The organism is Streptomyces sp. NPDC058872 (genome assembly GCF_042743065.1).
Classification (GTDB): domain Bacteria; phylum Actinomycetota; class Actinomycetes; order Streptomycetales; family Streptomycetaceae; genus Streptomyces.
In genome coordinates, this window is the sequence record NZ_JBHYMK010000010.1 from 55,247 (window position 1) to 79,391 (window position 24,145).

General features: G+C 70.9%; 22 protein-coding genes. 13 read left to right on the top strand and 9 right to left on the bottom strand.

All coding sequences use genetic code 11. The features are described from left to right. Positions 1–76 precede the first annotated feature (76 nt). On the top strand, positions 77–1,054 hold the full coding sequence (locus ACFW22_RS08665) for a DUF5926 family protein (RefSeq protein ID WP_386400676.1): 978 nt from the start codon (positions 77–79) through the stop codon (positions 1,052–1,054). Between the two features lie 220 nt (positions 1,055–1,274). Here the strand turns inward: ACFW22_RS08665 and ACFW22_RS08670 are convergent, their stop codons facing one another. Together ACFW22_RS08670 and ACFW22_RS08675 are read right to left on the bottom strand one after the other, a co-directional pair. Continuing rightward, the gene (locus ACFW22_RS08670; protein ID WP_386400678.1) at positions 1,275–1,871 is read right to left on the bottom strand and encodes a hypothetical protein; all 597 of its coding nucleotides are present in this window, start codon (positions 1,869–1,871) and stop codon (positions 1,275–1,277) included. A gap of 249 nt (positions 1,872–2,120) precedes the next feature. Then, on the bottom strand, positions 2,121–2,801 hold the full coding sequence (locus ACFW22_RS08675; RefSeq protein ID WP_384872291.1) for a bifunctional DNA primase/polymerase: 681 nt from the start codon (positions 2,799–2,801) through the stop codon (positions 2,121–2,123). 521 nt (positions 2,802–3,322) lie between these two features. Here ACFW22_RS08675 and ACFW22_RS08680 point away from each other — a divergent pair. Continuing rightward, a complete protein-coding gene (locus ACFW22_RS08680; protein WP_386400680.1) occupies positions 3,323–4,774 on the top strand; it encodes a PP2C family protein-serine/threonine phosphatase in 1,452 nt (483 codons plus the stop codon). A 229-nt stretch (positions 4,775–5,003) separates the two neighbouring features. Next, positions 5,004–6,464 carry an aminopeptidase P family protein gene (locus ACFW22_RS08685; protein WP_386400682.1) on the top strand — a complete coding sequence of 487 codons (1,461 nt, stop codon included), beginning with the start codon at positions 5,004–5,006 and terminating at the stop codon, positions 6,462–6,464. A gap of 103 nt (positions 6,465–6,567) precedes the next feature. Here ACFW22_RS08685 and ACFW22_RS08690 read toward each other — a convergent pair whose 3' ends face one another. Further along, positions 6,568–7,032 (bottom strand): ATP-binding protein, encoded by a 465-nt coding sequence (locus tag ACFW22_RS08690; RefSeq protein ID WP_386400684.1) that lies wholly within the window; start codon positions 7,030–7,032, stop codon positions 6,568–6,570. A 420-nt stretch (positions 7,033–7,452) separates the two neighbouring features. On the opposite strand from ACFW22_RS08690, the gene ACFW22_RS08695 reads away from it, so the two are divergent. From ACFW22_RS08695 to ACFW22_RS08735, 9 genes are all read left to right on the top strand, one after another. After that, positions 7,453–8,220 (top strand): hypothetical protein, encoded by a 768-nt coding sequence (locus tag ACFW22_RS08695; protein ID WP_386400686.1) that lies wholly within the window; start codon positions 7,453–7,455, stop codon positions 8,218–8,220. A 112-nt stretch (positions 8,221–8,332) separates the two neighbouring features. Next, positions 8,333–9,097 (top strand): YcnI family protein, encoded by a 765-nt coding sequence (locus ACFW22_RS08700; RefSeq protein ID WP_386400688.1) that lies wholly within the window; start codon positions 8,333–8,335, stop codon positions 9,095–9,097. A gap of 36 nt (positions 9,098–9,133) precedes the next feature. Continuing rightward, positions 9,134–9,853 (top strand): SCO family protein, encoded by a 720-nt coding sequence (locus tag ACFW22_RS08705; protein WP_386400691.1) that lies wholly within the window; start codon positions 9,134–9,136, stop codon positions 9,851–9,853. Next, positions 9,850–10,335, top strand: a complete 486-nt coding sequence (locus ACFW22_RS08710) for a copper chaperone PCu(A)C (protein ID WP_386400693.1) — start codon at positions 9,850–9,852, stop codon at positions 10,333–10,335. The genes ACFW22_RS08705 and ACFW22_RS08710 overlap by 4 nt, the downstream gene beginning before the upstream one ends. A gap of 24 nt (positions 10,336–10,359) precedes the next feature. Continuing rightward, positions 10,360–12,384 (top strand): copper resistance protein CopC, encoded by a 2,025-nt coding sequence (locus tag ACFW22_RS08715; protein WP_386400695.1) that lies wholly within the window; start codon positions 10,360–10,362, stop codon positions 12,382–12,384. Between the two features lie 5 nt (positions 12,385–12,389). Further along, positions 12,390–13,655: an iron uptake transporter deferrochelatase/peroxidase subunit gene (efeB, locus tag ACFW22_RS08720; protein ID WP_386400697.1), complete on the top strand. Its 1,266-nt coding sequence runs from the start codon at positions 12,390–12,392 to the stop codon at positions 13,653–13,655. A 123-nt stretch (positions 13,656–13,778) separates the two neighbouring features. Further along, positions 13,779–14,714 carry a prephenate dehydratase gene (pheA, locus tag ACFW22_RS08725; protein ID WP_386400702.1) on the top strand — a complete coding sequence of 312 codons (936 nt, stop codon included), beginning with the start codon at positions 13,779–13,781 and terminating at the stop codon, positions 14,712–14,714. 483 nt (positions 14,715–15,197) lie between these two features. After that, positions 15,198–16,487 carry a serine--tRNA ligase gene (gene serS, locus ACFW22_RS08730; RefSeq protein WP_386400704.1) on the top strand — a complete coding sequence of 430 codons (1,290 nt, stop codon included), beginning with the start codon at positions 15,198–15,200 and terminating at the stop codon, positions 16,485–16,487. After that, positions 16,484–17,290: an HAD family hydrolase gene (locus tag ACFW22_RS08735; RefSeq protein ID WP_386400706.1), complete on the top strand. Its 807-nt coding sequence runs from the start codon at positions 16,484–16,486 to the stop codon at positions 17,288–17,290. Before serS ends, ACFW22_RS08735 begins: the two co-directional genes overlap by 4 nt. A gap of 127 nt (positions 17,291–17,417) precedes the next feature. Here the strand turns inward: ACFW22_RS08735 and ACFW22_RS08740 are convergent, their stop codons facing one another. Further along, positions 17,418–18,053: a rhomboid-like protein gene (locus tag ACFW22_RS08740; RefSeq protein WP_386400708.1), complete on the bottom strand. Its 636-nt coding sequence runs from the start codon at positions 18,051–18,053 to the stop codon at positions 17,418–17,420. A gap of 88 nt (positions 18,054–18,141) precedes the next feature. Then, on the bottom strand, positions 18,142–19,545 hold the full coding sequence (lpdA, locus tag ACFW22_RS08745) for a dihydrolipoyl dehydrogenase (RefSeq protein ID WP_386400710.1): 1,404 nt from the start codon (positions 19,543–19,545) through the stop codon (positions 18,142–18,144). Between the two features lie 126 nt (positions 19,546–19,671). On the opposite strand from lpdA, the gene ACFW22_RS08750 reads away from it, so the two are divergent. Next, positions 19,672–20,358 (top strand): FadR/GntR family transcriptional regulator, encoded by a 687-nt coding sequence (locus ACFW22_RS08750; protein ID WP_386400712.1) that lies wholly within the window; start codon positions 19,672–19,674, stop codon positions 20,356–20,358. Between the two features lie 124 nt (positions 20,359–20,482). On the opposite strand, the gene ACFW22_RS08755 is transcribed toward ACFW22_RS08750, so the two are convergent. Genes ACFW22_RS08755 through ACFW22_RS08770 form a run of 4 tightly spaced genes read right to left on the bottom strand, consistent with a single transcriptional unit; the run spans position 20,483 to position 24,048 of the window. Further along, positions 20,483–21,202 (bottom strand): ABC transporter permease, encoded by a 720-nt coding sequence (locus ACFW22_RS08755; protein WP_386400714.1) that lies wholly within the window; start codon positions 21,200–21,202, stop codon positions 20,483–20,485. A 14-nt stretch (positions 21,203–21,216) separates the two neighbouring features. Then, entirely contained in the window at positions 21,217–22,125 is a 909-nt protein-coding gene (locus ACFW22_RS08760; RefSeq protein WP_386400716.1) for an ABC transporter ATP-binding protein, read from the bottom strand. A gap of 49 nt (positions 22,126–22,174) precedes the next feature. Continuing rightward, positions 22,175–23,077 carry an ABC transporter permease gene (locus ACFW22_RS08765; RefSeq protein WP_386400718.1) on the bottom strand — a complete coding sequence of 301 codons (903 nt, stop codon included), beginning with the start codon at positions 23,075–23,077 and terminating at the stop codon, positions 22,175–22,177. After that, complete coding sequence (locus ACFW22_RS08770) at positions 23,074–24,048, bottom strand: ABC transporter ATP-binding protein (RefSeq protein WP_386400860.1); 975 nt, start codon at positions 24,046–24,048, stop codon at positions 23,074–23,076. The genes ACFW22_RS08765 and ACFW22_RS08770 overlap by 4 nt, the downstream gene beginning before the upstream one ends. Positions 24,049–24,145: the final 97 nt, after the last annotated feature.

Sequence of the window (24,145 nt, forward strand, 5' to 3'; positions counted from 1 at the left end):
GGGCGTCGGCGGCGGGTACGACTAGGCTCGCGCCCGATACAGCACCGCACAGCCGCGATCGGGAGAAAGCCACACCATGGCCAAGAAGCGCCCCCAGACGAAGGCCGGCAAGACCGGCCAGGCACAGGTCACGAGCGGGGAGATCCCGGTCGTCGGCGCCCGGGAGCCGTGCCCGTGCGGTTCGGGTCGCCGCTACAAGGCCTGCCACGGCCGTGCGGCCTCGCACGCCGTGACCGAGCTCGTCCAGCGCCCCTTCGAGGGTCTGCCGGGGGAGTGCGACTGGGTCGCGCTGCGGGAGCTGGTGCCCGCCGCGACCGTGCCGCTCGCCTTGAAGGGCGGGCTGCCCGAGGGCGTGCCGTCGGTGACCCTCGCGACCGTACTGCCGATGGCCTGGCCGGCGCTCCGTCGCGATGACGGCTCGGTCCTGCTCGCCCTGCAGAACGACTCCACCTCCGGCGACCTGGCGCGCGACCTCGCCGACACCCTGCAGCGCGCCCTCGCCGTGGAGCCGGGCACCCCGGTCCCCGCGCGCCGCGTGTCGGCCGAAGGGCCGCGGCTGCAGGAGCTGCTCGACGCGGACGCCCCCTTCGAGCCCGAGGTCCACTCGGGCTTCGAGTTCTGGATTCCGCAGTCCACGGACGGTGCGGACCCGGAGGTCGCCGCCTCCCTGGAACGGGCCAACGCCGCCGCCATCCCGACCGCGAAGCTGACCGGTGTCGACTCCGCGTACTGGTGCGAGGTTCCGGACAAGAACCACCTGCGGTGGGTCATGCCGCACCCGGAGGAGAAGCTGCTGGACGCCCTGGCCCGCCTCCAGGCCGCCGGCGGCACCTCGCTCGGCCCGGAGACCCGGCTCGTCGGATCGTTCCGCGCCCACGGCCTGATGGTGCCGGTGTGGGACCTGCCGTCGTCGATGACCGCCGAGGACTGCGAGAAGCCGGCCGCGGAGTTCGCCGAGCGGCTCGTCGAGGCGCTCGCCTCGGAGGCTCCGCTGACCGCGGAGGAGCGTCGGGCCCGCGGTGGCCTCACGAACCGTCAGGTGACTCTCAGCTGATACCCCAGGTGGTATTGGTCACTGACAGACCAACCAGTCGGTGACTTCCACCACAACCTGGTCTTCGGACGGGTAAATCCCTGTCCGAATAACCGAGATCGAATTTGCGAACAGCAGATCTCTTGTTACCGTTCTGGAAGCCCGGTCGCTGGTGCATCCCCCGTCGCCAGCGACCGGGCCTTTCCATGTCCGCTTCCGGTCACGCCGAAGTGTTCGACGCTCAACTTCCTGTGCCGTCAACCCTGTTGCTCCCCGCACGGAGCAGCAGCGGAGTACTGCTCCCTTCGCCGGCACCCGCGAATTCCGCGACCGCGACATAGGACGCGATCGCACCCCTCGCGCGCTCCCGCGGCGTTTCGCAGGTCCCCGGTTCGTCCTGCGCCGGAACCGAACAACCGGCCCGCACGGTCCGCCCGCCGGGCCCCATGAGGGTCAGAAACGCGTCGAGCCGCTGTCCCGTGACGTTGCGGTAGTACGTCCGCGCCCAGACGTCCGGCCCCTCGGCGAGAACGCAGGTCTGCGCCTCGGCACCCTCGGGGGAGACGAGTTCGGGCCCGCAGCGCGTCACGCGCTCCGGCGCGGGGCCGGACGCGGACGCCGGGGCGGCGGAGGGCGGGGCAGGGGCGGTGGCCGCCGTCGTGCGGGGCGCCAGTCCGAGCCCCGTCAGCAGGTCCCCGGCCTTCGCGTCGTCCGCAGCACCCGCACCGGCCGGCCGTGCGGGATCTCCCGCCGATCCCGCCATCGCCACGAGGGGCAGCAGGACGGCGGCCGTGACGGCGGCCCCGAGCCCGATCACGCGGAGGTTCACCGGGCTCATGGGACCCACCTGCTCCTGCTCGGTCGGCGATGCGGAGATCTGGACGGTGGAGTGAACATAGCGGCGGGACCCGGGCACCCACTCGGCCGTGCGCCCGTTTCCCGCAGAAGTCGCACCAGGACGGACCCGTTCGGGTGAACGTCCCGCCCGTGGGGAGCAAGCGCCCCGCCCGTGGGAGCAAGCGCCCCGCCCGGCGCGCACGCCCCGCCGGCAAGGAGTGCCCCGGGGCCGTGCCGTCCGCCAGCCGGCTCAGTAGGCCAGTCGGCTCCCGCCGCCCGGTGCGCTGGTGCTCGCCTCGACCAGGGCGTCGACCACCGCCTCGACGTCGGGCAGCCACGGCCGGGCGGAGCCCGCGAGCGGGGCCCGCTCCCAGCGCACCTGTCCGGTCCCCGCGACCGAGGGCGGAAGCAACAGATAGCCGCCCTCGCCGTGGAACCGGAGCGAGCTGGGCACGCTGTCCTTCGCGTACAGCAGCTCGCCCAGCTGTTCCAAGCCGTACGGGGCCACGAGGATCGACCAACGGGTCGGGGTCGCCACCACCGGGCCGAGTCGCATGCCGGTCGCGTCGAGCGCGGCGAGCGCCCGTGCCCCGGCAACCGCGGGGAGGCTGATCGCGCAGGGCGCACCGCCCCCCGTGGCAAGGACCACCGGGGCGTCCGGCCGCCGGGTCCACCACCAGCGGATCATGCGTTCGTCCGTGGTGGCCGCGAGCAATCCGGGGTCGTAGGGGTGCGCGCCCGGCACCGCGCACCCGGGGTCGGGGCAGGAGCAAGCCGCTCCGGTGGCCGTACGGGTCGTCGCTCTCAGGCCCGCGCCCGGCAGGACGGGCCAGTTCCACTCGACCGCAAAGGCGACCGCCGCGTCGAGCCGGGCAGTCCTCTGCTTGCGTCGGAACCGGAGCCTGCGTCGCCTTCCGAGGATCTCGCGCATGAGCGCTCGTTCCTTTCCATTGAACGCCGAATCCACATCACACCATGTGCAGAACTCTTCACCGTGCGTATCAGCGCGTACCGGGCCGGTGGGTGCCGGTCCCCTCGGAGCGGGGCGCGGGCCGGGCCGGTACCGGGGGATCCCGGTGGTTCCGGATGGAGCCAGGTCGGAGCCGGAGCGGGTCAGAACGCGTTCCCCGCCACCGGGTGGCGGGTTGCATCCTGCGGCGAGAAAGACGCCGGGGCTCCGTGTCGCGTTCCGGGGCGGCTTCAACTGCCCCTGCCTGTCACCGATTACGTACCCAACACGCTTGGAATGACGCGCTTTCAAACGACGTCAGTCGACCGCAAAAGGTGCACATGGAGGGCAATTTTCGGCCAACTTCTCTCGTACTTCAACCCTTGCGCACGACCTCGCTGACACCACAAGTACCGCGGGGACAATGCTGGACATCACTCCTCCAGTGCGTGTACATGTGGATGCATCGAGCGGCCCAGATTGACATGGGGGTTTGCGATGCCATGGCATCAAACGCACCAGTCGGAAAGCCGGCTGACATGAGCGCCCCACACATGCCGAAAGTGGCCGGAATCGATCCAGCTGCTCCGTCTCCCCCGCACACTACGGGGCCCTTGGCGGGCGTCCCCGCAGCAGCACCCCCCTCCGACGCGGGCGTCCCCCCCGGGGCGTTGATCCAGGACCGGTTGGCTTCCTGGGTCTCCGACCTCACCACCCTCCACGAACTCACCGAGCGGCTGATCCGGAGCGCTTCCCTCGACGAAGCCCTCCGTGAGGTGCTGGGCGCCGGCGCCGCCCTCGTCGGCGCCCGCCGCGGCATGGCCGTCCTCGAACCGGCCGATGGCCACGGCCCCACCAGCACCATCGGTCTCGGCCTCGCCCATGCCGACCTCGGCACCATCGAGACCGTCCCGCGCAGCGCCACCAGCTACGGCCGCCTCCTCGACGGGCTTCCCGACCCCGATCGCCCCGCACGCGTCCCCGACCCGATCACCATCCGCGACCTCCGCACGGAGGAGGGCCTCGATCCCCGCCACCGCGAGGTCGCGGCCCGTCTCGGCTACGCCGCCAGCTACGCCCTCCCCCTCGCCACCGAAGAAGCGGGCCGGCTCGGAGCCGTCGTCTGGCTCTACGACGAACCCGCCGAGCCCAGCGAGCGACAGCGCCACCTCATCGGGCTCTACGGGCGCTTCGCCACCGAGCACCTCGCCCGGCTCCTCCAGGTCGAGCGCGCCCGCACCCGGCTCTCCACCATCAGCGAGGAACTGCTCCCCCACCGCCTCCCCCGCGTCCCCGGCGTCCAACTCGCCGCCCGCCACCGCACCGGCCCGCAAGGCGGCGGCGACTGGTACGACGCACTGCCCCTGCCCGACGGAGCCCTCGGGCTGTCCGTGGGCTCCGTCTCCGGGACCGGCCCCAGCGCACTGGCCGCCATGGGCCGACTGCGCGCCTCCCTCCGGGCGTATGCGGTGATGGAGGGCGAGGACCCCGTCGCGGTCCTGTCCGACCTGGAACTCCTGCTCCGGTTGACCGAGCCCGCCCGCTCGGCGACCGCGCTCTTCGCGTACGCCGAACCCGCACAGCGCCACATCGTCCTCGCCGGTGCCGGGCACGCCCCGCCACTGGTCATCGGCGACCGGCGCACCGAGTTCGTCGAGACCTCGCTCTCGGCCCCGCTCGGAATGCTCTCCTGCTGGGAAGCGCCGAGCGTGGAACTGTCGCCCGCACCTGGAGAAACGGTGCTTCTCTACACGGACGGCCTGCTGCGCCGTACCGGTGACCCCGTGGACCGGGCCTTCGCCCGGCTCCACGCCGCCGCCTCGGGCGTCCCGAAGGCGGACCGGAGCGACCCGGACGCCATCGTCGACCACGTCCTGCGGGCCCTCCTCCCGGAGGAAACGGCCCCGGTTCCGGACGGGGAGGACGTGGTCCTGCTCGCGGCCCGCTTCGCATGAGCACCGCCGCGCGGTTCCGCCCCCAGCAGTCCGCCCGCACCCCGCCCCGGCCGCTCCTCTCACCCGTGTACCCCTGCTGATCTGCCCCGATGGATCGAGCGGGCCCCCGTAGAGTGAACAGCAGTAACCGGAGCGTGAGATTCCTGTAATGGGTCTTCCGGCCCTGGGACCCCGACCGCACGACCGTACGATGGAGGGGGTTCAGTGTCGTACCAAAGGAGGCAGACCCGTGGCCGAGGAGCTCACGCCGGAGACCCCGGAAGAGACCGAAGAGCAGGCGATCAAGCAGCGGAAGAACGGCCTGTACCCGGGCGTGTCCGACGAGCTCGCCGAGAACATGAAGTCCGGCTGGGCCGACACCGAGCTGCACGACCTCGCACCGATCCCCCAGGCCGACCGGACCGCCGCGCGCCGCGCCGCGCTGTCCGCCCGCTTCCCCGGCGAACGCCTGGTGATCCCCGCCGGCAACCTGAAGACCCGGTCGAACGACACCGAGTACGCCTTCCGCGCGTCCACCGAGTACGCGTACCTCACCGGTGACCAGACCCAGGACGGCGTCCTCGTCCTGGAGCCGACGGTCGGCGGCCACGAGGCCACGATCTACCTGCTGCCGCGCTCCAACCGCGAGAACGGCGAGTTCTGGCTCGACGGCCAGGGCGAGCTGTGGGTCGGCCGCCGCCACTCCCTCACCGAGGCCGAGCGGCTCCTCGGCATCCCGGCGAAGGACGTGCGCGAGCTCGCCGACGCGCTCAAGGAGGCCACCGGTCCCGTCCGCGCCGTCCGCGGCCACGACGCCGGCATCGAGCACGCCCTGGCCGACAAGGTCACCGCCGAGCGCGACGAAGAGCTGCGCGTCTTCCTCTCCGAGGCCCGCCTCGTGAAGGACGCCTTCGAGGTCGCCGAGCTGGAGAAGGCCTGCGCCTCCACCGCCCGCGGCTTCGAGGACGTCGTCAAGGTCCTCGACAAGGCCGAGGCGACCAGCGAGCGCTACATCGAGGGCACGTTCTTCCTGCGCGCCCGCGTCGAGGGCAACGACGTCGGCTACGGCTCCATCTGCGCCGCAGGTCCGCACGCCACGACCCTGCACTGGGTCCGCAACGACGGCGACGTCCGCTCCGGCGACCTGCTGCTGCTCGACGCCGGCGTGGAGACCACCGAGCTCTACACCGCCGACATCACCCGGACCCTGCCGATCAACGGCCGGTACACCGAGCTCCAGCGCAAGATCTACGACGCCGTGTACGAGGCGCAGGAGGCCGGCATCGCCGCGGTGAAGCCCGGCGCCGCCTACCGCGACTTCCACGACGCCGCCCAGCGCGTCCTCGCCGAGAAGCTCGTCGAGTGGGGCCTCGTCGAGGGTCCGGTCGAGCGGGTCCTGGAGCTCGGCCTCCAGCGCCGCTGGACCCTGCACGGCACCGGCCACATGCTCGGCATGGACGTCCACGACTGCGCCGCCGCGCGCACCGAGGCCTACGTGGACACCACCCTCGAACCGGGCATGTGCCTGACCGTCGAGCCCGGTCTCTACTTCCAGGCCGACGACCTCAGCGTGCCGGAGGAGTACCGCGGCATCGGCGTCCGGATCGAGGACGACATCCTCGTCACCGAGGACGGCAACCGGAACCTCTCGGAGGCGCTGCCGCGCCACGCGGACGAGGTCGAGGCGTGGATGGCTTCGCTGAAGGGCTGATCCCCGCGTAGTTTGGACCCGAAGGGCCCCCGCCGACCGACCGGCAGGGGCCCTTCCCGTGGGCCGTGTTCCGTTTTCCGTGGGCCACCTTCCGTCCGGAGGCTCACGCCAGCAGGAGCGCGGGGCCGTCCCGCCATTTGAGGAGCTTGTCGAAGCTGACCACCGCTCCGCTCCGCCCCGCACGGTTGCCGAACTGGACGTGATCGGCCAACTCCTCGATCAACCGCAGTCCCCGGCCGTGCTCGGCGTCCCCGGAAGGGGCGGCCGGCACCTCGTCACCGGCACCGGGAAACCCCGGGCCCGAGTCCGACACCTCGATCCGGCAGGTCTCGCCGTCCAGGTACGCGGTCACCCGGTACGCCTCCGAAGGCCTCCCGCCCGACCCCCGGGAGCCCCCTCCACCACCGTGCTCGACCGCATTCGCACACGCCTCGGTCAACGCCACCGACAGTTCGTACGACACGTCGGGATCCACGCCCGCCGTCTCCATCGTGCCCAGCAGAAGCCTCCGTGCGAGCGGCACGCTCGCGGCCTCGCGCCGCAGATGGAGTGACCACCAGATGCTCATGCTCCAACCCTCCCGACCGCGGCTCGACATATCGATACCTATTGCCGGAGTGGAGGCACCGTAAGCACGCCCGGGCGTCATGAGCGCTCGTTCGGCGGACGCACGGAGCGGACGGGCTGGTGTATGGCCGGGTGGAGCGCTCCGCGCTCCGATGCGCACCGCCCCGGAGACGGCCGTGCCCCGAGCGCGGAGCGACGCCCCCGGAACCAGAAGACCCGGCACGGAGGACGGATACGGAGAACGGATACGGAGGATGGATGGGGAAGGCGGAACGGCGCGCCACCAGGAACGGAACGGCTCGGCACAGAGGACGGGACGTCCCGGAGCGAGTACCGGACGTCCCGGAGCGAAGGCGCGCAAGAACGACCTTCCGGACCTGCCGCATGGTGGTGGTGCACGTGGTGCGATGATGGGCCAGCCATGAATGCCCCCGCGCTCGCTCCACGGCTGCTGAGGGCCGCGGTGTTCACCGCGGTCTGCGTCGTGCTGTCCGGGCTGGGACACGCCCTCGCCGCCTGCGCGGGCATCGCCCTGTGGACCGTCGCCGCCGGCTTCCTCGGCCTCTTCGGGACCACCGTCCTCTTCACCGACCGCCGGCGCTCCCTCGGCTTCGTCGTCGGCGCCCTCGCCGCCGGGCAGCTCGGCCTGCACGTCCTCTTCGGGCTCGGTCAACGACAGCTCGCGCTGAGCGGCCAGGCCGACGACGCCCTCGTCCGGCTGGCGGCCCGGCTGGTCTGCGGCGCAGGAGCGGAATCCCTCGACCCCGTCGACGCCGCCCGGATCCTCACCGACGCCGGACTCGCCCCGGACGCCGCGCACACCGCCATGGGGCACGCGGCCGCGGCTCCCGGCACCGACCTGCTGCCGGGGCTGCCGATGCTCCTCGGCCACCTGTTCGCAGCCCTTGCCACCGGCTGGCTGCTGCGCCGCGGCGACCACGCCCTCGGCCGGCTCGTGGAGCTCTCCGAGCAGGGCGCCACGGAGATCGCCGCATGCGCGCCCGTCCGCTCGTTGCGCGCCGCCCTCCGCCTCGTACGGGCCCTGCTCACCGGCCTGGGCACCGCTCCAGAACCGCGGCCGGCCCTCCGCACCGCCACCGACTCCTCGCCGCCGCCGGCGACCGAGGCACTCCAGCACACGGTGATCAGGCGCGGCCCCCCGGCCGCCGACTGCGTCCTCGCAGCCTGACGCGGCCGCTCGACGGGAGCGCGCCGCGGCCGTCCGCACGCCCGTGCGGGACTCCGGTCCCTCGGGCGCGCCGACCCCCTACGCCCTTCTCCGAGCTGGAGTGTCTTCTGCCATGAGCATTTCCCGTGTCTCCTCCCTCCGTGCCGCCCTCGCCGGAGGCATCGCCCTCTCCTCGGTCGTCCTGCTGTCCGGCACCGCCTTCGCGCACGTGAGCGTCCAGCCGCAGGGCGAGGCCGCCCAGGGCGGCTACGCCACCGTGAACGTCAAGGTCCCGAACGAGCGCGACAACGCCTCCACCGTGAAGGTCGAGGTCAACTTCCCGCTCGACCACCCGCTGGCCTCCGTCATGCCCCAGCCCGTCCCGGGCTGGAAGGCCGAGGTCACCCGGAGCAAGCTCAGCAAGCCGCTGGAGCTGCACGGCAAGACGATCAACGAGGCCGTCTCCAAGGTCACCTGGACCGCTGACGGCTCGAAGATCGGCCCCGGCCAGTTCCAGCAGTTCCCGCTCTCCCTCGGACGCCTGCCGGAGGACACCGACGCGCTGGTCCTCAAGGCCATCCAGACGTACGACAACGAGGAGGTCGTCCGCTGGATCGAGGAGAAGAAGGAAGGCGCGGACGAGCCGCAGAACCCGGCGCCCGTCCTGAAACTCTCCGCCGCGTCCGCCGACCACCACGGTGGTGCCACGCCGTCCGCTTCCGCCGCGACGGACGGGAAGGCCGGACACGACGAGGCAGCCGACTCTGCCGACCGTCAGGAGACCGCCGCTTCCGCGACCAGTGACACCACGGCCCGCGTCCTCGGCGTGATCGGCATCCTCGTGGGTGTCGCCGGCATCGCCTTCGGCGTCCTCGCCGGGCGCCGCCGCTCGGCCTGACGGCCGCACCCGCATTCGAGATCCGAAAGAAAAAGCATGTCTGAACAGAAGACGCCCGGGGCGGCCACGGCCGGCCCCGGGCGGCGCACCCCCTTGATCATCGCGGCCGTCGCGATCGTCGCCGCGCTCGGCATCACCGCCGCCGTCGGCCTGGGCGGCGACGAGGACAAACCCGCGAGCTCCGGCTCCGCGGTGGCCGAGGTCTCCGGCGGCAGCGACCCCACCGTGGCCGCCGTCGTCCTCGACCGACCGTTCACCAAGCCCGCGCTCGTCCTCACCGACACCAAGGGCGAGAAGTACGACCTGCGGGAACGGACCAAGGGCAAGCCGACCCTCATCTACTTCGGCTACACGCACTGCCCCGACGTCTGCCCCCTGACGATGAGCAACATCGCCATCGCCAAGAAGCAGCTCTCCCAGGCCGACCAGGACAAGCTCCAGGTCGTCTTCGTCACCACCGATCCCGAGCGGGACACCTCCGCCGAGCTCGCCAAGTGGCTGCCGGCGGCCGGCGACCCCTCCTTCACCGGTCTCACCGGCGACTTCTCCGCGATCCAAGCGGCAGCCCGGCAGATCGGCATCGGCATCGATCCGCCGCAGAAGGAGAAGGACGGCTCCGTCATCTCCATGCACGGCGCCCAGGTGATCGCGTTCTCGCCCACCACCGACCAGGGCTACGTCCTGTACGGCGAGGACACGACCGTCGAGGACTACGCCAAGGACCTGCCGAAGATCATCAAGGGGGAGAACCCGTGAACCGCCGTACCACCGCCCTGTCCGCCGCCGTGGCGCTCACCGCCGCACTCGCGCTGACCGGGTGCTCGTCCTCCTCTTCCGAAGCCGCGGGCGAGGGCTCCGCCAAGGACGGGAAGCCGCACCTGAAGGTCAGCGGCGCGTTCATGCCGCAGCCGGTGATGGACATGGCCGGCGGCTTCCTGACCATCACCAACGACGGGGACACGGCGGACAAGCTGACCTCCGTCACCAGCGCCCTCTCCGACGACGTCACCATCCACGAGACGAAGGACCAGAAGATGCGGGAGGTGCAGTCCTTCGACATCCCCGCGAACGGGGAGCTGACGCTCGCCCGCGGCGGCAGCCACATCATGTTCATGGAACTGAAGGAGCGGCCCAAGCAGGGCGAGAAGGTCAGCATCGAGCTCCACTTCGAGAAGTCCGACCCCATCAAGGTCGACGTTCCCGTCGAAGCAACCAACTACAACCCGCAGCATCACTGAGCTCGTTGACGGAGTGAATCAGAGATGACAACCACCGCCCCGCGCCTCGGCAACGCGCTGGCCCGGCTGCTGGTCCTCGCGGCCGCGCTGCTGGGCACGCTGCTCGCCGGTGCCGCCCCCGCCTCTGCGCACGCGGCACTCACCGGGAGCGACCCGAAGGACGGGGCGGTGGTCGCCACCGCACCCGGGGAGGTCAACCTGACCTTCTCGGAGCAGGTCGCCATGGGCACCGACTCCATCCGGGTCCTCGACCCGGCAGGCCGACGTGCCGACACCGGCGAGATACGCAATCTGTGCAGCGGCTCCGTCATCCGCTACGGGGTGGGTCTCCGCACAGGTCTGCCCGACGGCACGTACACCGTGGCCTGGCAGGCCGTCTCGGCCGACAGCCATCCCGTCGCCGGTGCCTTCACCTTCTCCATCGGCGCTCCCTCCCAGACGTCCGTCTCCCTACCCGACCGGGCACCCGGCGGCGGCCTCGTCGGCGCGCTCTACGGGATCGCCCGCTACCTCTCGTACGCCGGATTCGCCGTGCTCGTCGGCGGCGGCGCCTTCGTCCTCGCCTGCTGGCCACGCGGCGCGAGCATCCGCCCCGTCCAGCAGACGGTGGCCCGGAGCTGGCTGGTCCTCACCGCCGCCACCCTGGCGATGCTGCTGCTGCGCAGCCCCTACACCGGCTCCGGCGAGCTCGCCGACGCCTTCGACCTGGCCGGCCTCAAAGCCGTCCTGGAGACGAAGACCGGCGCCGCGCTCACCTCGCGGCTGCTGCTGCTCGGCGCAGCCGCACTCTTCGTGGCCGTCCTCTTCGGCGCCTACGCACGGCGCACCGACCCGAAGGAGAAGAAGGACCTCGCCTTCGGGCTCGGTCTCGGCGGCACGGTCATCGCCGCCGGCATCGCCGGCACCTGGGCACTGGCCGAGCACGCCTCGACCGGTCTCCAGCCCGGCATCGCCATGCCCGTCGACATCCTGCACCTCCTTGCCGTCGCCGCCTGGCTCGGCGGCCTCGCCGTCCTCCTCGTCGCCCTCTACCGGGCGCCGTCCGTGGAGCGTTCCGCCGTCGAACGCTTCTCCAAGGTGGCCTTCGGCTCCGTGATCGTCCTCGCTGCCACCGGGCTCTACCAGTCCTGGCGTCAGGTCGGCTCCTGGTCCGCCCTGACCGGAACCCGCTACGGACAGCTGCTCCTGGTCAAGATCGGTCTCATCGCCGTCCTCATCGGCATCGCCTGGGTCTCCCGCCGGTGGACCCAGCGGCTGGCGGACCCCGCACCACGGGAAGAGGCCCCGGGGAAGAACCGGGGTCCAGAAGCCCGAGATCCGCAAGACCTCGAAGGGGCCCCGGACGCCGAAGGCATCGAAGGCATCGAAGGCACCGAAGGCACCGAAGGCACCGAAGGCACCGAGCACCCGGACGAGGCCCGGGAGGGCACGGATCCCGGGGGCGCGGGGGGTCCCACCGGTGTGACCGACCCGGTGCGGGCCGCCCAACTCGCACGGCAGCAAGCCGCCATCGCCGTCGCACGACGGAAGCAGGAGCGGGACGCCGACCCGGAGCGCTCCGGTCTGCGCCGCTCGGTGTTGACCGAGGCCGCCGTCGCCGTCGTCCTCCTCGCCGTGACCACCGTCCTCACCTCGACCGAGCCCGGCCGCACCCAGGAGGAGACCGGGCGGGGCACCACCGCCGCCGGTCCGGCCGCCGTGCCCGACCGTCCCGTTGACATCCGGTTGCCCTTCGACACCGGCGGCGTCGACGGCAAGGGCACCGTCCGCCTCAGCCTCGACCCCGGCCTCACCGGTGCCAATGCGCTCCACCTCTTCGTCGAGCGTCCCAACGGCAAGCCCCTCGACGTCCCCGAGATCAAGGTCGCCCTCACCCTGGAGGCGAAGGACGTGGGCCCCCTGCCCGTCGCCCCTGACCGGATCCAGACCGGACACTGGAGTGCGAGCGGCGTCCAGATCCCGATGCCGGGCGAGTGGAAGATCCAGGTCACCGTCCGTACCTCCGAGATCGACCAGACCACCATCGACAAGAACGTGAAGATCGGCTGAAGCGCGTGACTGACAGCGACAACCTTGAGCTCTCCCGGCGGCGTCTGCTCGGCACCGTCGGTGCGGCGGGCGCAGCCGGCCTCGTCGTCGGCGCGGCCGGCGGGGCAGGGGTCTCCGCGGCACTGTCCGGGGACGAGGGCGGTACCGGCGCCGACGGCCCCGCGGCGCTGACCACCGTGGGCTCGACCGCGGTGGCGTTCCACGGGGAACACCAGGCCGGCATCACCACTGCACTGCAGTCCCGGGGCCACCTGATCGCCTTCGACCTCGCTCCGGGCGCCGGCCGCAAGGAAGCCACCGCCCTGCTGCGCCGCTGGTCGGCCACGGCGAAGGTGTTGATGTCGGGCAAGGCCCCGGCCTCGGACACCGGCATCGCGCTCGACGCGGGGCCGTCCTCCCTCACGATCACCTTCGGCTTCGGCCGCACCTTCTTCGATCGGACCGGGCTGGTCGCACGCCGCCCCGCTGCCCTGGACCCGCTGCCCGCCTTCTCCTCCGATGCGCTGGATCCCCGACGCTCGGAGGGCGACCTGTGGGTGCAGATCGGCGCCGACGACGCGCTCGTCGCCTTCCACGCCCTGCGCGCCGTGCAGAAGGACGCGGGGGACGCGGCCCGGGTGCGCTGGCAGATGAACGGCTTCAACCGCTCGGCCGGCGCCACCGCGAAGCCGATGACCGCCCGCAACCTCATGGGCCAGGTCGACGGCACGCGCAACCCGAAGCCCGGCGACGAGGACTTCGACCGGCGGATCTTCGTCCCGGCCGGAGCCGGCGGCGCGGACGAGTGGATGGCCGGGGGCTCCTACGCCGTGGTGCGGCGGATCCGCATGCTGCTCGACGACTGGGAGCGGCTGCCACTGGAACGACAGGAGAAGGTGATCGGTCGCCGGAAGTCCGACGGGGCTCCGCTCACCGGTGGCTCCGAAACGACCGAGCTCGACCTCGATGAGTTCGGGCCGGACGGGAAGCCGGTGATCCCGGACAACGCCCACGCACGGATCTCCGCCCCCGAACAGAACGGCGGGGCGGCCATGCTGCGCAGGCCGTTCTCCTTCCACGACGGGATCGGTCCGGACGGGGAGCCGGACGCGGGCCTCCTCTTCGTGTGCTGGCAGGCGGACCCGCTCAAGGGTTTCGTACCGGTCCAGCGCAAGCTCGACCGGGGTGATGCGCTGTCCGCGTTCATCCGCCACGAAACGAGCGGCCTCTTCGCGGTGCCGGGCGGCCCGGCCAAGGGCGAGTACGTGGGGCAGCGCCTCCTGGAGGCCTGATCCCGGTGAGGGCGCCGCCGCCTTCCTTCCGGAAATCGGCGCACCGTCCGGGTGGTGGACCTCGGGGGCCGCCGTGCCGCCGGGACGGCGACCCCCGGTTCCGCCGAGCATTAGGGTGACTGCATGTCCGCCACCCGGTACACGTATCTCGGCCCAGAGGGCACCTTCACCGAAGCGGCGCTGCGCACGCTGCCCGAGGCCGCGACGCGCGAGCTCGTCCCCATGGTCTCGGTCCCGGCCGCCCTCGATGCCGTCCGGCACGGGCAGGCCGCTGCCGCGCTGGTGCCGATCGAGAACTCGGTCGAGGGCGGGGTGACGGCGACCCTGGACGAGCTGGCCTCCGGTGAACCGCTGATGATCTACCGCGAGGTGCTCCTCCCGATCGCCTTCGCCCTGCTCGTCCGGCCCGGCACCAAGCTTTCCGAGATCAAGACGGTCACCGGCCACCCGGTGGCCCAGCCACAGGTCAGGAACTGGCTGCGGGCGCACCTGCCCGATGCGGTGTGGGAGTCGGCCGCCTCGAACGCGGACGGCGCCCGGCTGGTGCAGGAGGGCCGGTTCGACGCCGCCTTCGCGGGGGAGTTCGCAGCGGCGACGTACGGGCTGGAGGCGCTGGTCACCGAAATCCACGACGCGGAGAACGCCGAGACCCGGTTCGTGCTGGTGGGACGGCCGGCCCGGCCGGCGGCTCCGACGGGTGCGGACAAGACCTCGGTGGTGCTGTGGCTGGGTGATGACCATCCGGGTGCCCTTCTCGAACTGCTCCAGGAATTCGCGGTGCGCGGGGTGAACCTGATGCTGATCCAGTCCCGTCCCACGGGTGCGGGCATCGGGAACTACTGCTTCGCGGTGGACGCCGAGGGCCATATTTCGGACCGGCGCGTGGGCGAGGCCCTGATGGGGCTCAAGCGGATCTGTCCCAAGGTGCGGTTCCTCGGCTCGTACCCGCGGGCGGGGGTCGCCGTCGCGGACGTACGGCCGCTGCGGCGCGGTACTTCGGACGGGGAGTTCACGGCGGCCTCCGACTGGTTGGCGAGGGCCCAGGACGGTCGGGCCTGATCTGATGGTGGATGACTGCTCCCTCCCATGAGCGCCGTCATCCACAGGCGCCCACCGCTAGTCCTACCTGCATACTTTTCAGTTACCCACAGAAGTTATCCACAGACCCAGAGGCGTCCTGGGGACAAGTCGACACTCCGTCACGACAAGGTCGACAAATCACCCCACTCACCCTTCGCCGCTCCGTGCGTCATCCACAGCACCTTCCCCACCCCTCGTCAGCGCGCCTCTCTCGACTCACTCGCCAGAGGGGGTCATCGCCACTCAAATGAGTGCGTGCATGGCGTTTGATCACGGAATCTTCAGGGGTGGCCAGAGAAATCCACGCCCCCTTTCCCTTAGTCCACAGAACTTCCACACAGCCTGTGGATAAGTGAATGGAGCTCCCGCCTCCATCCCTCCCTTACAGGTCAATCCGGGCAAATCAATGCGCGCGTCGTTATCTGGTGCGGGCGGGCGAGCACTCCCCGGTAGCCTGGTGGGGTGATTGACCTTCGCCTGCTCCGTGAGGACCCCGACCGTGTTCGCGCCTCCCAGCGCGCCCGTGGAGAGGACGTCGCGCTCGTCGACGCCCTGCTCTCCGCCGATGAGCGGCGCAGGTCGTCCGGCGTCCGCTTCGACGAACTCCGATCCGAGCAGAAGGCGCTCGGCAAGCTGATCCCCAAGGCGTCCCCGGAAGAGCGTGCCGAGCTCCTGCAGAAGGCCGAGCAGCTCAAGACCGACGTCAAGGCGGCAGAAGCCGAGCAGAACGAGGCCGACGACACGGCCAAGCAGCTCCTGCTCCGGCTCGGCAACATCGTCCACCCCGACGTCCCGGTCGGCGGCGAGGAAGACTTCGTCGTCCTGGAGACGCACGGCACCATCCGTGACTTCGCGGCGGAGGGCTTCGAGCCCAAGGACCACCTGGAACTGGGCGAGGCGCTCGGCGCGATCGACGTCGAGCGGGGCGCCAAGGTGTCCGGCTCGCGCTTCTACTACCTGACCGGCGTCGGTGCGCTCCTGGAGCTCGCCCTGGTCAACGCGGCGATCGCACAGGCCACCGAGGCCGGCTTCATCCCCATGCTCACCCCGGCGCTGGTCCGTCCGCGCGCCATGGAGGGGACCGGCTTCCTCGGTCAGGCCGCGGAGAACGTCTACCACCTGGAGAAGGACGACTACTACCTCGTCGGCACCTCCGAGGTCCCCCTCGCCGCGTACCACATGGACGAGATCATCGACGCCGACAAGCTGCCGCTGCGGTACGCGGGCTTCTCGCCCTGCTTCCGGCGCGAGGCCGGCACGTACGGCAAGGACACCCGGGGCATCTTCCGCGTCCACCAGTTCGACAAGGTCGAGATGTTCTCGTACGTCGCGCCGGAGGACGCCGAGGCCGAGCACAAGCGGCTCCTGGAGTGGGAGAAGCAGTGGCTCACCTCGCTGGAGCTGCCGTTCCAGGTGATCGACGTCGCCACCGGTGACCTGGGCTCCTCCGCCTCCCGCAAGTTCGACTGCGAGGCGTGGATCCCGACCCAGGGCAAGTACCGCGAGCTGACCTCCGCCTCCAACTGCGACGGCTTCCAGGCCCGTCGCCTGTCCGTCCGCATGCGGGACGAGCAGGGCGGCAAGAAGGTCGTGCAGCCGCTGGCCACCCTGAACGGCACGCTGTGCGCCGTTCCGCGCACGATCGTGGCGATCCTCGAGAACCACCAGCTGGCCGACGGCTCGGTGCGGGTGCCGAAGGCGCTGCAGCCCTACCTCGGCGGCCGCGAGGTCCTGGAGCCGGTCGCCAAGTGAGCCCCTTCCCCTACCGCCTGGTCGCGACGGACCTCGACGGCACGCTGCTGCGGGCCGACGAGTCCGTCTCGGACCGCACCCGGGACGCGCTGGCCGCCGTGACGGCGGCGGGTGCGGCGCACATCGTGGTGACCGGCCGAGCGGTGCCCTGGACCCGGCACATCCTCGACGACCTCGGCTACGAGGGGATCGCGGTGTGCGGGCAGGGCGCGCAGGTCTACCACGCCGGCGAACACCGACTGCTGACCTCGCTGACCCTGGACCGGCAGCTGGCCGGACTCGCCCTCTCCAAGATCGAGGCGGAAGTGGGCCCGCTGGCGCTCGCGGCCAGCCGTGACGGTCTGGACGGAGAGGTCCTGATGGGCCCCGACTACCGGGTCCAGGAAGGGCCGCTGCCGTACGTGCCCTACGAGGACCCGGCGGAGCTGTGGTCGGCGCCGCTGACCAAGCTGTACATCCAGCACCCGAAGCTCACGGACGACGAGCTGACCCGGATCGCGCGCGAGACGGTCGGCGGGCTCGTGGACGTCGTCCTGGCGGGACCCGGAATCGTGGAGATCCTGCCGCTCGGCCTGAGCAAGGCGACCGGGCTGTCGCTCGCGGCCCGGCGGCTCGGCGTGAAGGCCGCGGAGACGATCGCCTTCGGCGACATGCCGAACGACATTCCGATGTTCGGCTGGGCAGCGCACGGCGTGGCCATGGGCAACGCGCACCAGGAGCTGCGGTCGGTGGCGGACGAGGTGACCGCTTCGAACGAGGAGGACGGCATCGCGCTCGTCCTGGAGCGGCTGTTGTCCGCCTGACCTCCCGGAAACCGTGCGAAGGCCCGCTCCCGGAGGAGCGGGCCTTCGCGGTTCGCGGCCCGCGCAGACCGGGGTCCACGCGCTCGAAGCGGCCGCGTGCGGGGAATCCCCCGTGTCCCCCGCACAACTAGTGTGCGTCGGGGGGACGTTCGGAGGCGACTGATTTTCCCCGGGGTGGTCGCCCCGGGGTCGGCGTCCCACGGGTCAGCGGCCGGCAGGCCAGGCCGACGACCAGGGAGACCGCATGCCCGAGGTCGGTGTAGGTGCGGTCGACGGCGAGCGGTACGAGGAAGAACGCGAGCGCTCCGACGAGGTACGGCAGGCGCCAGGGGTGCGGCAGTCGGTGGGTCAGGATCCCGACCGAGGCGGCGAGGCCGTAGCTGACCCCGATGTCGACGACGTGCGCCATGCTGAGCGGCACGACGTGCAGTCGGATGGCGGCGAGGACGAGCTGCTGGCTGACGAGCGTGGCGGAGACGTGGGCCACGGTCACGGCGAACAGCCATTTCGGGGTGCCCAGCCAACGTTCCACGGGGGCGTGGAAGACCTCGAAGAGCACCGCGTACAGCAGGAGGTCGGTGGGGTCCTCGATCCAGAGCGCGCTGCCCAGCAGGGCCCGTATCGGATGGTGCGCGAGCTGGTGGAGGTTGCTGCTGTTGCGGTGGAGGAGGTAGGCGTCCAGCCCGTCCGGGGCGAACGCGATGACGAGGCTGGTGAGCACGAGGACCGCCAGCCACACATGCGTACCGGGTGACGAACGCACCCACGACCTGATCGGTCGGGACGGTTCGCCACCCGGAGAGGTTCTGCTCGGCACTTCCCGTGCCTATCACCCGGACCCGGGCGGGACCTCAGAAATTGATCATGTGTCCGGCAATGCCGTGGATCGCTTCCTTCACGGCCTCGCCCAGCGTCGGGTGCGCGTGCACGTTGCGGGCGACCTCGTGGACCGTCAGGTCCCACTGCTGGGCCAGCGTCAGCTCGGGCAGCAGCTCGGTGACGTCGGGTCCGATCAGGTGGGCCCCGATGATCTCGCCGTACTTCGCGTCGGCGACGATCTTCACGAAGCCGGTGGCGTCGCCGAGGCCGTGCGCCTTGCCGTTCGCCACGAACGGGAACTTGGCGACCTTGACGTCGTAGCCCTTCTCGCGCGCCTGCGCCTCGGTCCAGCCGAAGCTGGCGATCTGCGGCTGGCAGTAGGTCGCGCGGGGGATCATCGGGTAGTCGAGCTCCATCGTCTCGGCGTCCCCGATGGTCTCGGCCGCGATGACGCCCATGGCCTCGGCGGTGTGCGCGAGCATCAGCTTCGCGGTGACGTCGCCGATGGCGTAGATGTGCGGCACGGAGGTGCGGCAGCGGCCGTCGACGTCGATGGCGCCGCGCTCGGTCAGGGCGACGCCGGTCTTCTCCAGGCCGTAGCCGGTGACGTTCGGGGCGAAGCCGATGGCCTGGAGGACCTTGTCCGCCTCCAGGACCTTCTGGGCGCCGTCCTTGCCGGTGACGGTGACGCGGACCTGCGGGCCGGACTCGTCAATGGCCTCGACGCGGGTCGAGGTCAGGACGTCGATGCCGAGCTTGCGGTACTGCTTCGCGAGCTCCTTGGACACCTCCTCGTCCTCCAGCGGGGCGATCCGGTCGAGGAACTCGACGATCGTGACCTTGGTGCCGTAGTTGTTGAGCACGTAGGCGAACTCGATGCCGATCGCGCCGGCGCCGGCGATGACGATCGACTTCGGGGCGTCCTCCGCGAGGATCTGCTCCTCGTACGACACGACGCGGTCACTGCGGGAGGTGCCCGGGAGCAGGCGCGGGGTGGCACCCGTGGCGATGATGCAGTTGTCGAAGGCGATCGTCTCCGAGGTGCCGTCGGCCTTGGCCACCTGGAGCGTGTTCGCGTCGAGGAAGGTGCCCCGACCGTTGAACTCGGTGATCCCGTTCTTCTTCATCAGGAAGTGGACGCCCTTGACCCGGCCGTCCGCGACCGAGCGGCTGCGGCGGAAGGCCTCGCCGTAGTCGAAGGAGACGGTGCCATCGACCTTGATGCCGAAGGTCTTCGCCTCGTGGTTGAAGATGTGGGCGAGCTCGGCGTTGCGCAGCAGCGCCTTGGTGGGGATGCACCCGACGTTCAGGCAGACACCGCCCCAGTACTTCTCCTCGACGACCGCGACCCGCTTGCCCAGCTGGGCGGCGCGGATGGCAGCGACGTAGCCGCCGGGGCCAGCTCCGAGTACGACGACGTCGAAGCGGTCTGACATGACTGACTCCCGAGGGTGGTGAGGGTTGTTCGATCCGCGTACGGCCCCACAGTAGTCCGGTGTCCCTGGCGAAGTCAGTTGTAGGATGACTGGGCAACCGGGCACATTGAGAGGACGGGGAACCGCATGGCGGCGGCGCTCAAGGCGGCGGGACGGACTTCACTGGTGGACTCCGTGGTGGAACAGCTGCGCACCCAGCTCTCGGAGGGCGAGTGGGCGGTCGGCGACCGGATCCCGACCGAGCACGAACTCGCCCAGCAGCTCGGCGTGGGCCGCAACACCGTCCGTGAGGCGATCCGGGTCCTCGTGCACACCGGCCTCCTGGAGTCCCGCCAGGGCAACGGCACCTTCGTCCGGTCCACCGCCGATCCGGCCGCCGTCCTGCACGGGGTCCGACACGCTGCCGTGGCCGACGTCCTCGAACTCCGGATCTCCCTGGAGGCCGAGGCCGCCCGCCTCGCAGCGGTGCGACGGGACGCCCACGACCTGCTGCGGCTGCGGGCCGCCCTGGCCGACCTGCGGGAGGAGGGCGACCGGAACGCGGACGCGGACCTCGCCTTTCGCCTCGCGGTCGTCGGCGCGACCCACAACGCGGCCTTCATCGAGGTCTACCGCTTCTTCTCCGCCCAGGTGCACGAGGTGTTGGTGGAGGCCCTCGGCGACCGGGAGATGCCCCCCGTTGACATCGACGCACACGAAGAGCTGGTGGCGGCCGTCGAGGCCGGTGACCAGGAGGCGGCAGAACGGCAGGCCCGCGAGCTGCTGCGGGTGCCGATGGAGACGGTGGCCTCCCTGACGGAACAGAAGCGATGAGCAGCGGGGCGCGCACGGCAGAAGGGCCACCGGCTCCTGGACCCTGCCGATCTGCCTGGTCCCCTGCGTCTGTGCGACGACCCTCGTCGTGGGCCTGCTCGCGGCCCGCGACCGCACGGTCTGACTACTCCTCGCCCGCCAGGGTCAGCTTGCGCAGCTTCCGGCCCGCGAACCAGGTCGCCGCGACCGTGACCGCCACCAGGAGCACCACGGCCGTCGGGAGGGCGACCTCGGAGGTGACCAGACCGTCACCGGTGACCTTCTCCGCGAGGGCCAGGGCCCACTGCTGGACGCTCAGGGTCCGGGCGCCCTCGATCAGGGAACCGAAGAGCGTCTCCCACACCAGGGCGTAGACCAGGCCGATCACCACGGCGTGCCGGCTGACCGTGCCGAGCAGCAGGAACAGCGCGCTGTACGCGACGGAGGCGACGAGCGCCGCCACCATGTAGGCCGTGGCCACCTGCTGGCCGTTGCCGTTGAGGATGAAGCCGGCGATCAACGTCGGCACGGCGGAGAAGACCATGGTCACCGCGATCGCCACGAGCAGTTTCGTGAAGATGATCGTGGACCGCTTCACCGGTTTGGACAGCAGGTAGACGATCGAACCGTCGTCGATCTCGGGCCCGATCGCGCCCGTACCCGCGATCACGCCGATCAGCGGCACCATCGTGGCCAGTGCGAAGCCGCCGAGGACATCCGCCGCGACCTGGTCGTCCGCGCCGTTGAAGCCGCGGACCGCGGCCGCGATGAGCAACAGCATGCCGGGGAGGAGGAAGAGGATCAGTGCCCTGCGGCGTCCGAGGAGGGCCCGGTAGGTGAGCCGGGCGACTGTCGGGTTGTACATCGGTCAGGCTCCTTTCAGGCCGCGAGGTACGAGAAGACGGATTCGAGGGACTCGTCCGAAGGGGAGACCGTCAGCAGACGGATCCCGCGCTCTCGGGCAACCTTCGGCAGCAACGCGGTGAACGTCCCGAAGTCCACCGCCTGCACGTGCAGTCCGCCCTCCGCATGGTCGACCTCAATGCCGGCCGTGGAAGGGTCGGCGATCAGCGCCGCGGCAAGGGCCCGGTCGTCACTGGAGCGGATGAGGTAGCGGTGGGGCCGGTCCGTCATCAGGCGGCGGATCTTGCGGAAGTCGCCGGAGGCGGCATGCCGCCCGGCCACGATCACCTCGATGTGGGAGGCGAGTTGCTCGACCTCCTCCAGGATGTGGGAGGAGAACAGGACCGTGCGCCCGTCGGACCCCATGCGCCGCAACAGCTCCATCAGTTGCATGCGCTGACGCGGGTCCATGCCGTTGAACGGCTCGTCGAGGAGCAGCACGGACGGCTCGTGGACGAGGGCGGAGGCCATCTTCACGCGCTGCCGCATGCCCTTGCTGTACGTGGAGATCTTGCGGTCCTGGGCGTACTCCATCTCGACGGTGGCGAGGGCCCGCTGGGCCTCCTTGGCACCGAGGCCGTGCAGTTCCGCGTTGGCCAGGACGAACTCGCGGCCGGAGAGGAAGTCGTACATCGCCTCCCGCTCGGGCACGACCCCGATGTCGCGGTAGACCGACTCGTTCCCCCAGATCGCCTGCCCGTTGAGGGTGACGGCGCCGGTGGAGGGGTCGAGGAAACCGCCCATCATGTTGATCAGGGTGGACTTCCCCGCGCCGTTCGGGCCGAGGAGACCAGTGACGCCGGGGCCCACGGTCATCGTGACGTCGTTCACGGCCACGACGTCTCCGAACCAGCGGGACACGTGGTCGAGGGTGAGGGTGCTCATGGGCGCGGCCCAATCCTTGGAAGGGTGGTGGTGGGCGACGGGACGGCGGTCACAGTCCGACCTTTCGGTAGCGGCGCATCAGAACGCCGTAGCAGCCGGCGATGAGCGCGAGGACGACCAGCAGGTAGACGACGCCGACCCCGGCGCCCGGGCCTTCGCCGCCGGGGAAGTCGGCCGACGCACCGAGGAAGGCGGTCTGGACGCCGTCGATGAGGGTCATCGGCGAGAACAGGCCGAGCCACACGATCGCGTCCTGGTGGTCGGTGGCGTGGGCGATGCCCATCAGGGTCATGACGGCTCCGTACGAGATCGTCAGCACGGCGATCACCGCAGCGACGCCGAAGCCCCGGCGCGGGGTGAGGGCCGCCATGACCAGCCCGATGCCGCCGAGGAGCAGCGAGAGCAGGACGACCGAGACGAGTCCCTGACCGAACATCCGGGTCTGCTCGACGAAGTCCATCTTGGCCAACAACGAACCGATCCAGAGGATCAGGAGCGGGGCTGCGGTGAGGACGAAGAGGGCCGAGGCCATCGCGGCGAACTTCGCCAGGACGTAGTCCACGCGCTCGATCGGACGGGAGAAGTACAGGGGGACCGTCCGGAAGCGAAGGTCCCGGGAGACGGACTGGGGTGCCTGCGCGGCCAGGTAGATGCTGATGACGACCTGGAGGAGGAGGGCGTACTGCGTGTACTCGATCGACAGCGCGGTCTGCTTGGTGACGACCGCGACCGCAACGATGACCAGCGCCGGCACGCACATGATCGCGAAGAGCAGCATCGGCAGCACCTTGGACTTGGCGCTGCGCCCCAGGCCGTACGCCCCCCGCAGCGACTGCGAGAAGAGCGACGTGCGGGCAGAGGAGCGGCCCAGGCGGGGACCGTCGTAGGACCGGTAGCCGATGTTGTGGATCCGGGTCGCATCGGGAGCGGCCTTGGCGGTGTCGGTGCTCATCGGGCCTGCATCTCCTCGTGCTGCGGGGACGCCTCGGCGGCCTCCGGGCGGAAGACCTCGGCGATGTGGTGGCGGCGCTGCTCCATGCGGACGAGCCCGAGGCCGAGCCCGGCGACGGTGTCCCGCACGAGGTCGTAGGTCTCTTCCTCGGCCGCGTCGAGGAGCAGGATGTGGCCGGCCCCCGGCAGGCCGTCCTCCACCCCGGGGTGGACGGTGACGCCGGCGGCGACGAGGGCCTCGCGGAGCGCACCGGTGCCGTCGGGGTGGGCGTCGGAGTCGGTGACCTCGACCGCCAGCGTGGTGGTGGTCCGGGTGAAGTCGCTGGTGGAGCTGGAGCGCAGGAGCCGGCCGCCGTCGATGACCACGACGTGGTCGCAGGTGCGCTCCAATTCGCCCAGCAGGTGCGACGTGACGAGGACGGAGATGCCGAAGTCGGTCCAGACCCGGCGGATCAGTCCGAGCATCTCGTCCCGGCCGACGGGGTCGAGACCGTTGGTCGGCTCGTCGAGGAGGACCAGCTTCGGGTCGTGGACCAGCGCTTGGGCCAGCTTCACCCGCTGCTTCATGCCCGTCGAGTAGCCGCCTATCGGGCGGTAGCGCTCCTCGTACAGACCGACGTGGCGCAGGGTGTCGGCGGTCCGCTCGCGGGCAGCGGTGGGGGGCAGTCCGGACATCCGCGCCATGTGGACGACGAACTCGGTGGCCGAAACGTCCGGCGGGAGGCAGTCGTGCTCGGGCATGTATCCGACGCGCTCGCGGATCTGCGGTCCCTGGGTCCGGACGTCCAGGCCCAGGACGTGGGCCGTGCCCTCCGTGGCGGGGGAGAGCCCGAGCAGGATCTTGATCATCGTGGACTTGCCGGCTCCGTTGGCACCCACCAGTCCGGTCACACCGGGCCCGATGTCCAGGGAGAGCCGGTCGAGAGCGGTCACCCGGGGGAACCGCTTGCTGAGGCTTTCGGTGGCGATCACAGTCACGCTTCGACGGTAGTGGCGCGTGCCACGGCCGTCGTCAGCCCAACGGCCCGGTCCGTGTCCGACTACAGGAGTACGGGCCCGTAGGGGCGTC

Bases quoted from the DNA above. Each gene is read 5' to 3' on its own strand.
- ACFW22_RS08665 (WP_386400676.1), top strand. From the start codon at position 77: ATGGCCAAGAAGCGCCCCCAGACGAAGGCCGGCAAGACCGGCCAGGCA.
- ACFW22_RS08670 (WP_386400678.1), bottom strand. From the start codon at position 1,871: ATGAGCCCGGTGAACCTCCGCGTGATCGGGCTCGGGGCCGCCGTCACG.
- ACFW22_RS08675 (WP_384872291.1), bottom strand. From the start codon at position 2,801: ATGCGCGAGATCCTCGGAAGGCGACGCAGGCTCCGGTTCCGACGCAAG.
- ACFW22_RS08680 (WP_386400680.1), top strand. From the start codon at position 3,323: ATGGCATCAAACGCACCAGTCGGAAAGCCGGCTGACATGAGCGCCCCA.
- ACFW22_RS08690 (WP_386400684.1), bottom strand. From the start codon at position 7,032: ATGAGCATCTGGTGGTCACTCCATCTGCGGCGCGAGGCCGCGAGCGTG.
- ACFW22_RS08695 (WP_386400686.1), top strand. From the start codon at position 7,453: ATGAATGCCCCCGCGCTCGCTCCACGGCTGCTGAGGGCCGCGGTGTTC.
- ACFW22_RS08700 (WP_386400688.1), top strand. From the start codon at position 8,333: ATGAGCATTTCCCGTGTCTCCTCCCTCCGTGCCGCCCTCGCCGGAGGC.
- ACFW22_RS08705 (WP_386400691.1), top strand. From the start codon at position 9,134: ATGTCTGAACAGAAGACGCCCGGGGCGGCCACGGCCGGCCCCGGGCGG.
- ACFW22_RS08715 (WP_386400695.1), top strand. From the start codon at position 10,360: ATGACAACCACCGCCCCGCGCCTCGGCAACGCGCTGGCCCGGCTGCTG.
- pheA (WP_386400702.1), top strand. From the start codon at position 13,779: ATGTCCGCCACCCGGTACACGTATCTCGGCCCAGAGGGCACCTTCACC.
- lpdA (WP_386400710.1), bottom strand. From the start codon at position 19,545: ATGTCAGACCGCTTCGACGTCGTCGTACTCGGAGCTGGCCCCGGCGGC.
- ACFW22_RS08750 (WP_386400712.1), top strand. From the start codon at position 19,672: ATGGCGGCGGCGCTCAAGGCGGCGGGACGGACTTCACTGGTGGACTCC.
- ACFW22_RS08755 (WP_386400714.1), bottom strand. From the start codon at position 21,202: ATGTACAACCCGACAGTCGCCCGGCTCACCTACCGGGCCCTCCTCGGA.
- ACFW22_RS08760 (WP_386400716.1), bottom strand. From the start codon at position 22,125: ATGAGCACCCTCACCCTCGACCACGTGTCCCGCTGGTTCGGAGACGTC.
- ACFW22_RS08765 (WP_386400718.1), bottom strand. From the start codon at position 23,077: ATGAGCACCGACACCGCCAAGGCCGCTCCCGATGCGACCCGGATCCAC.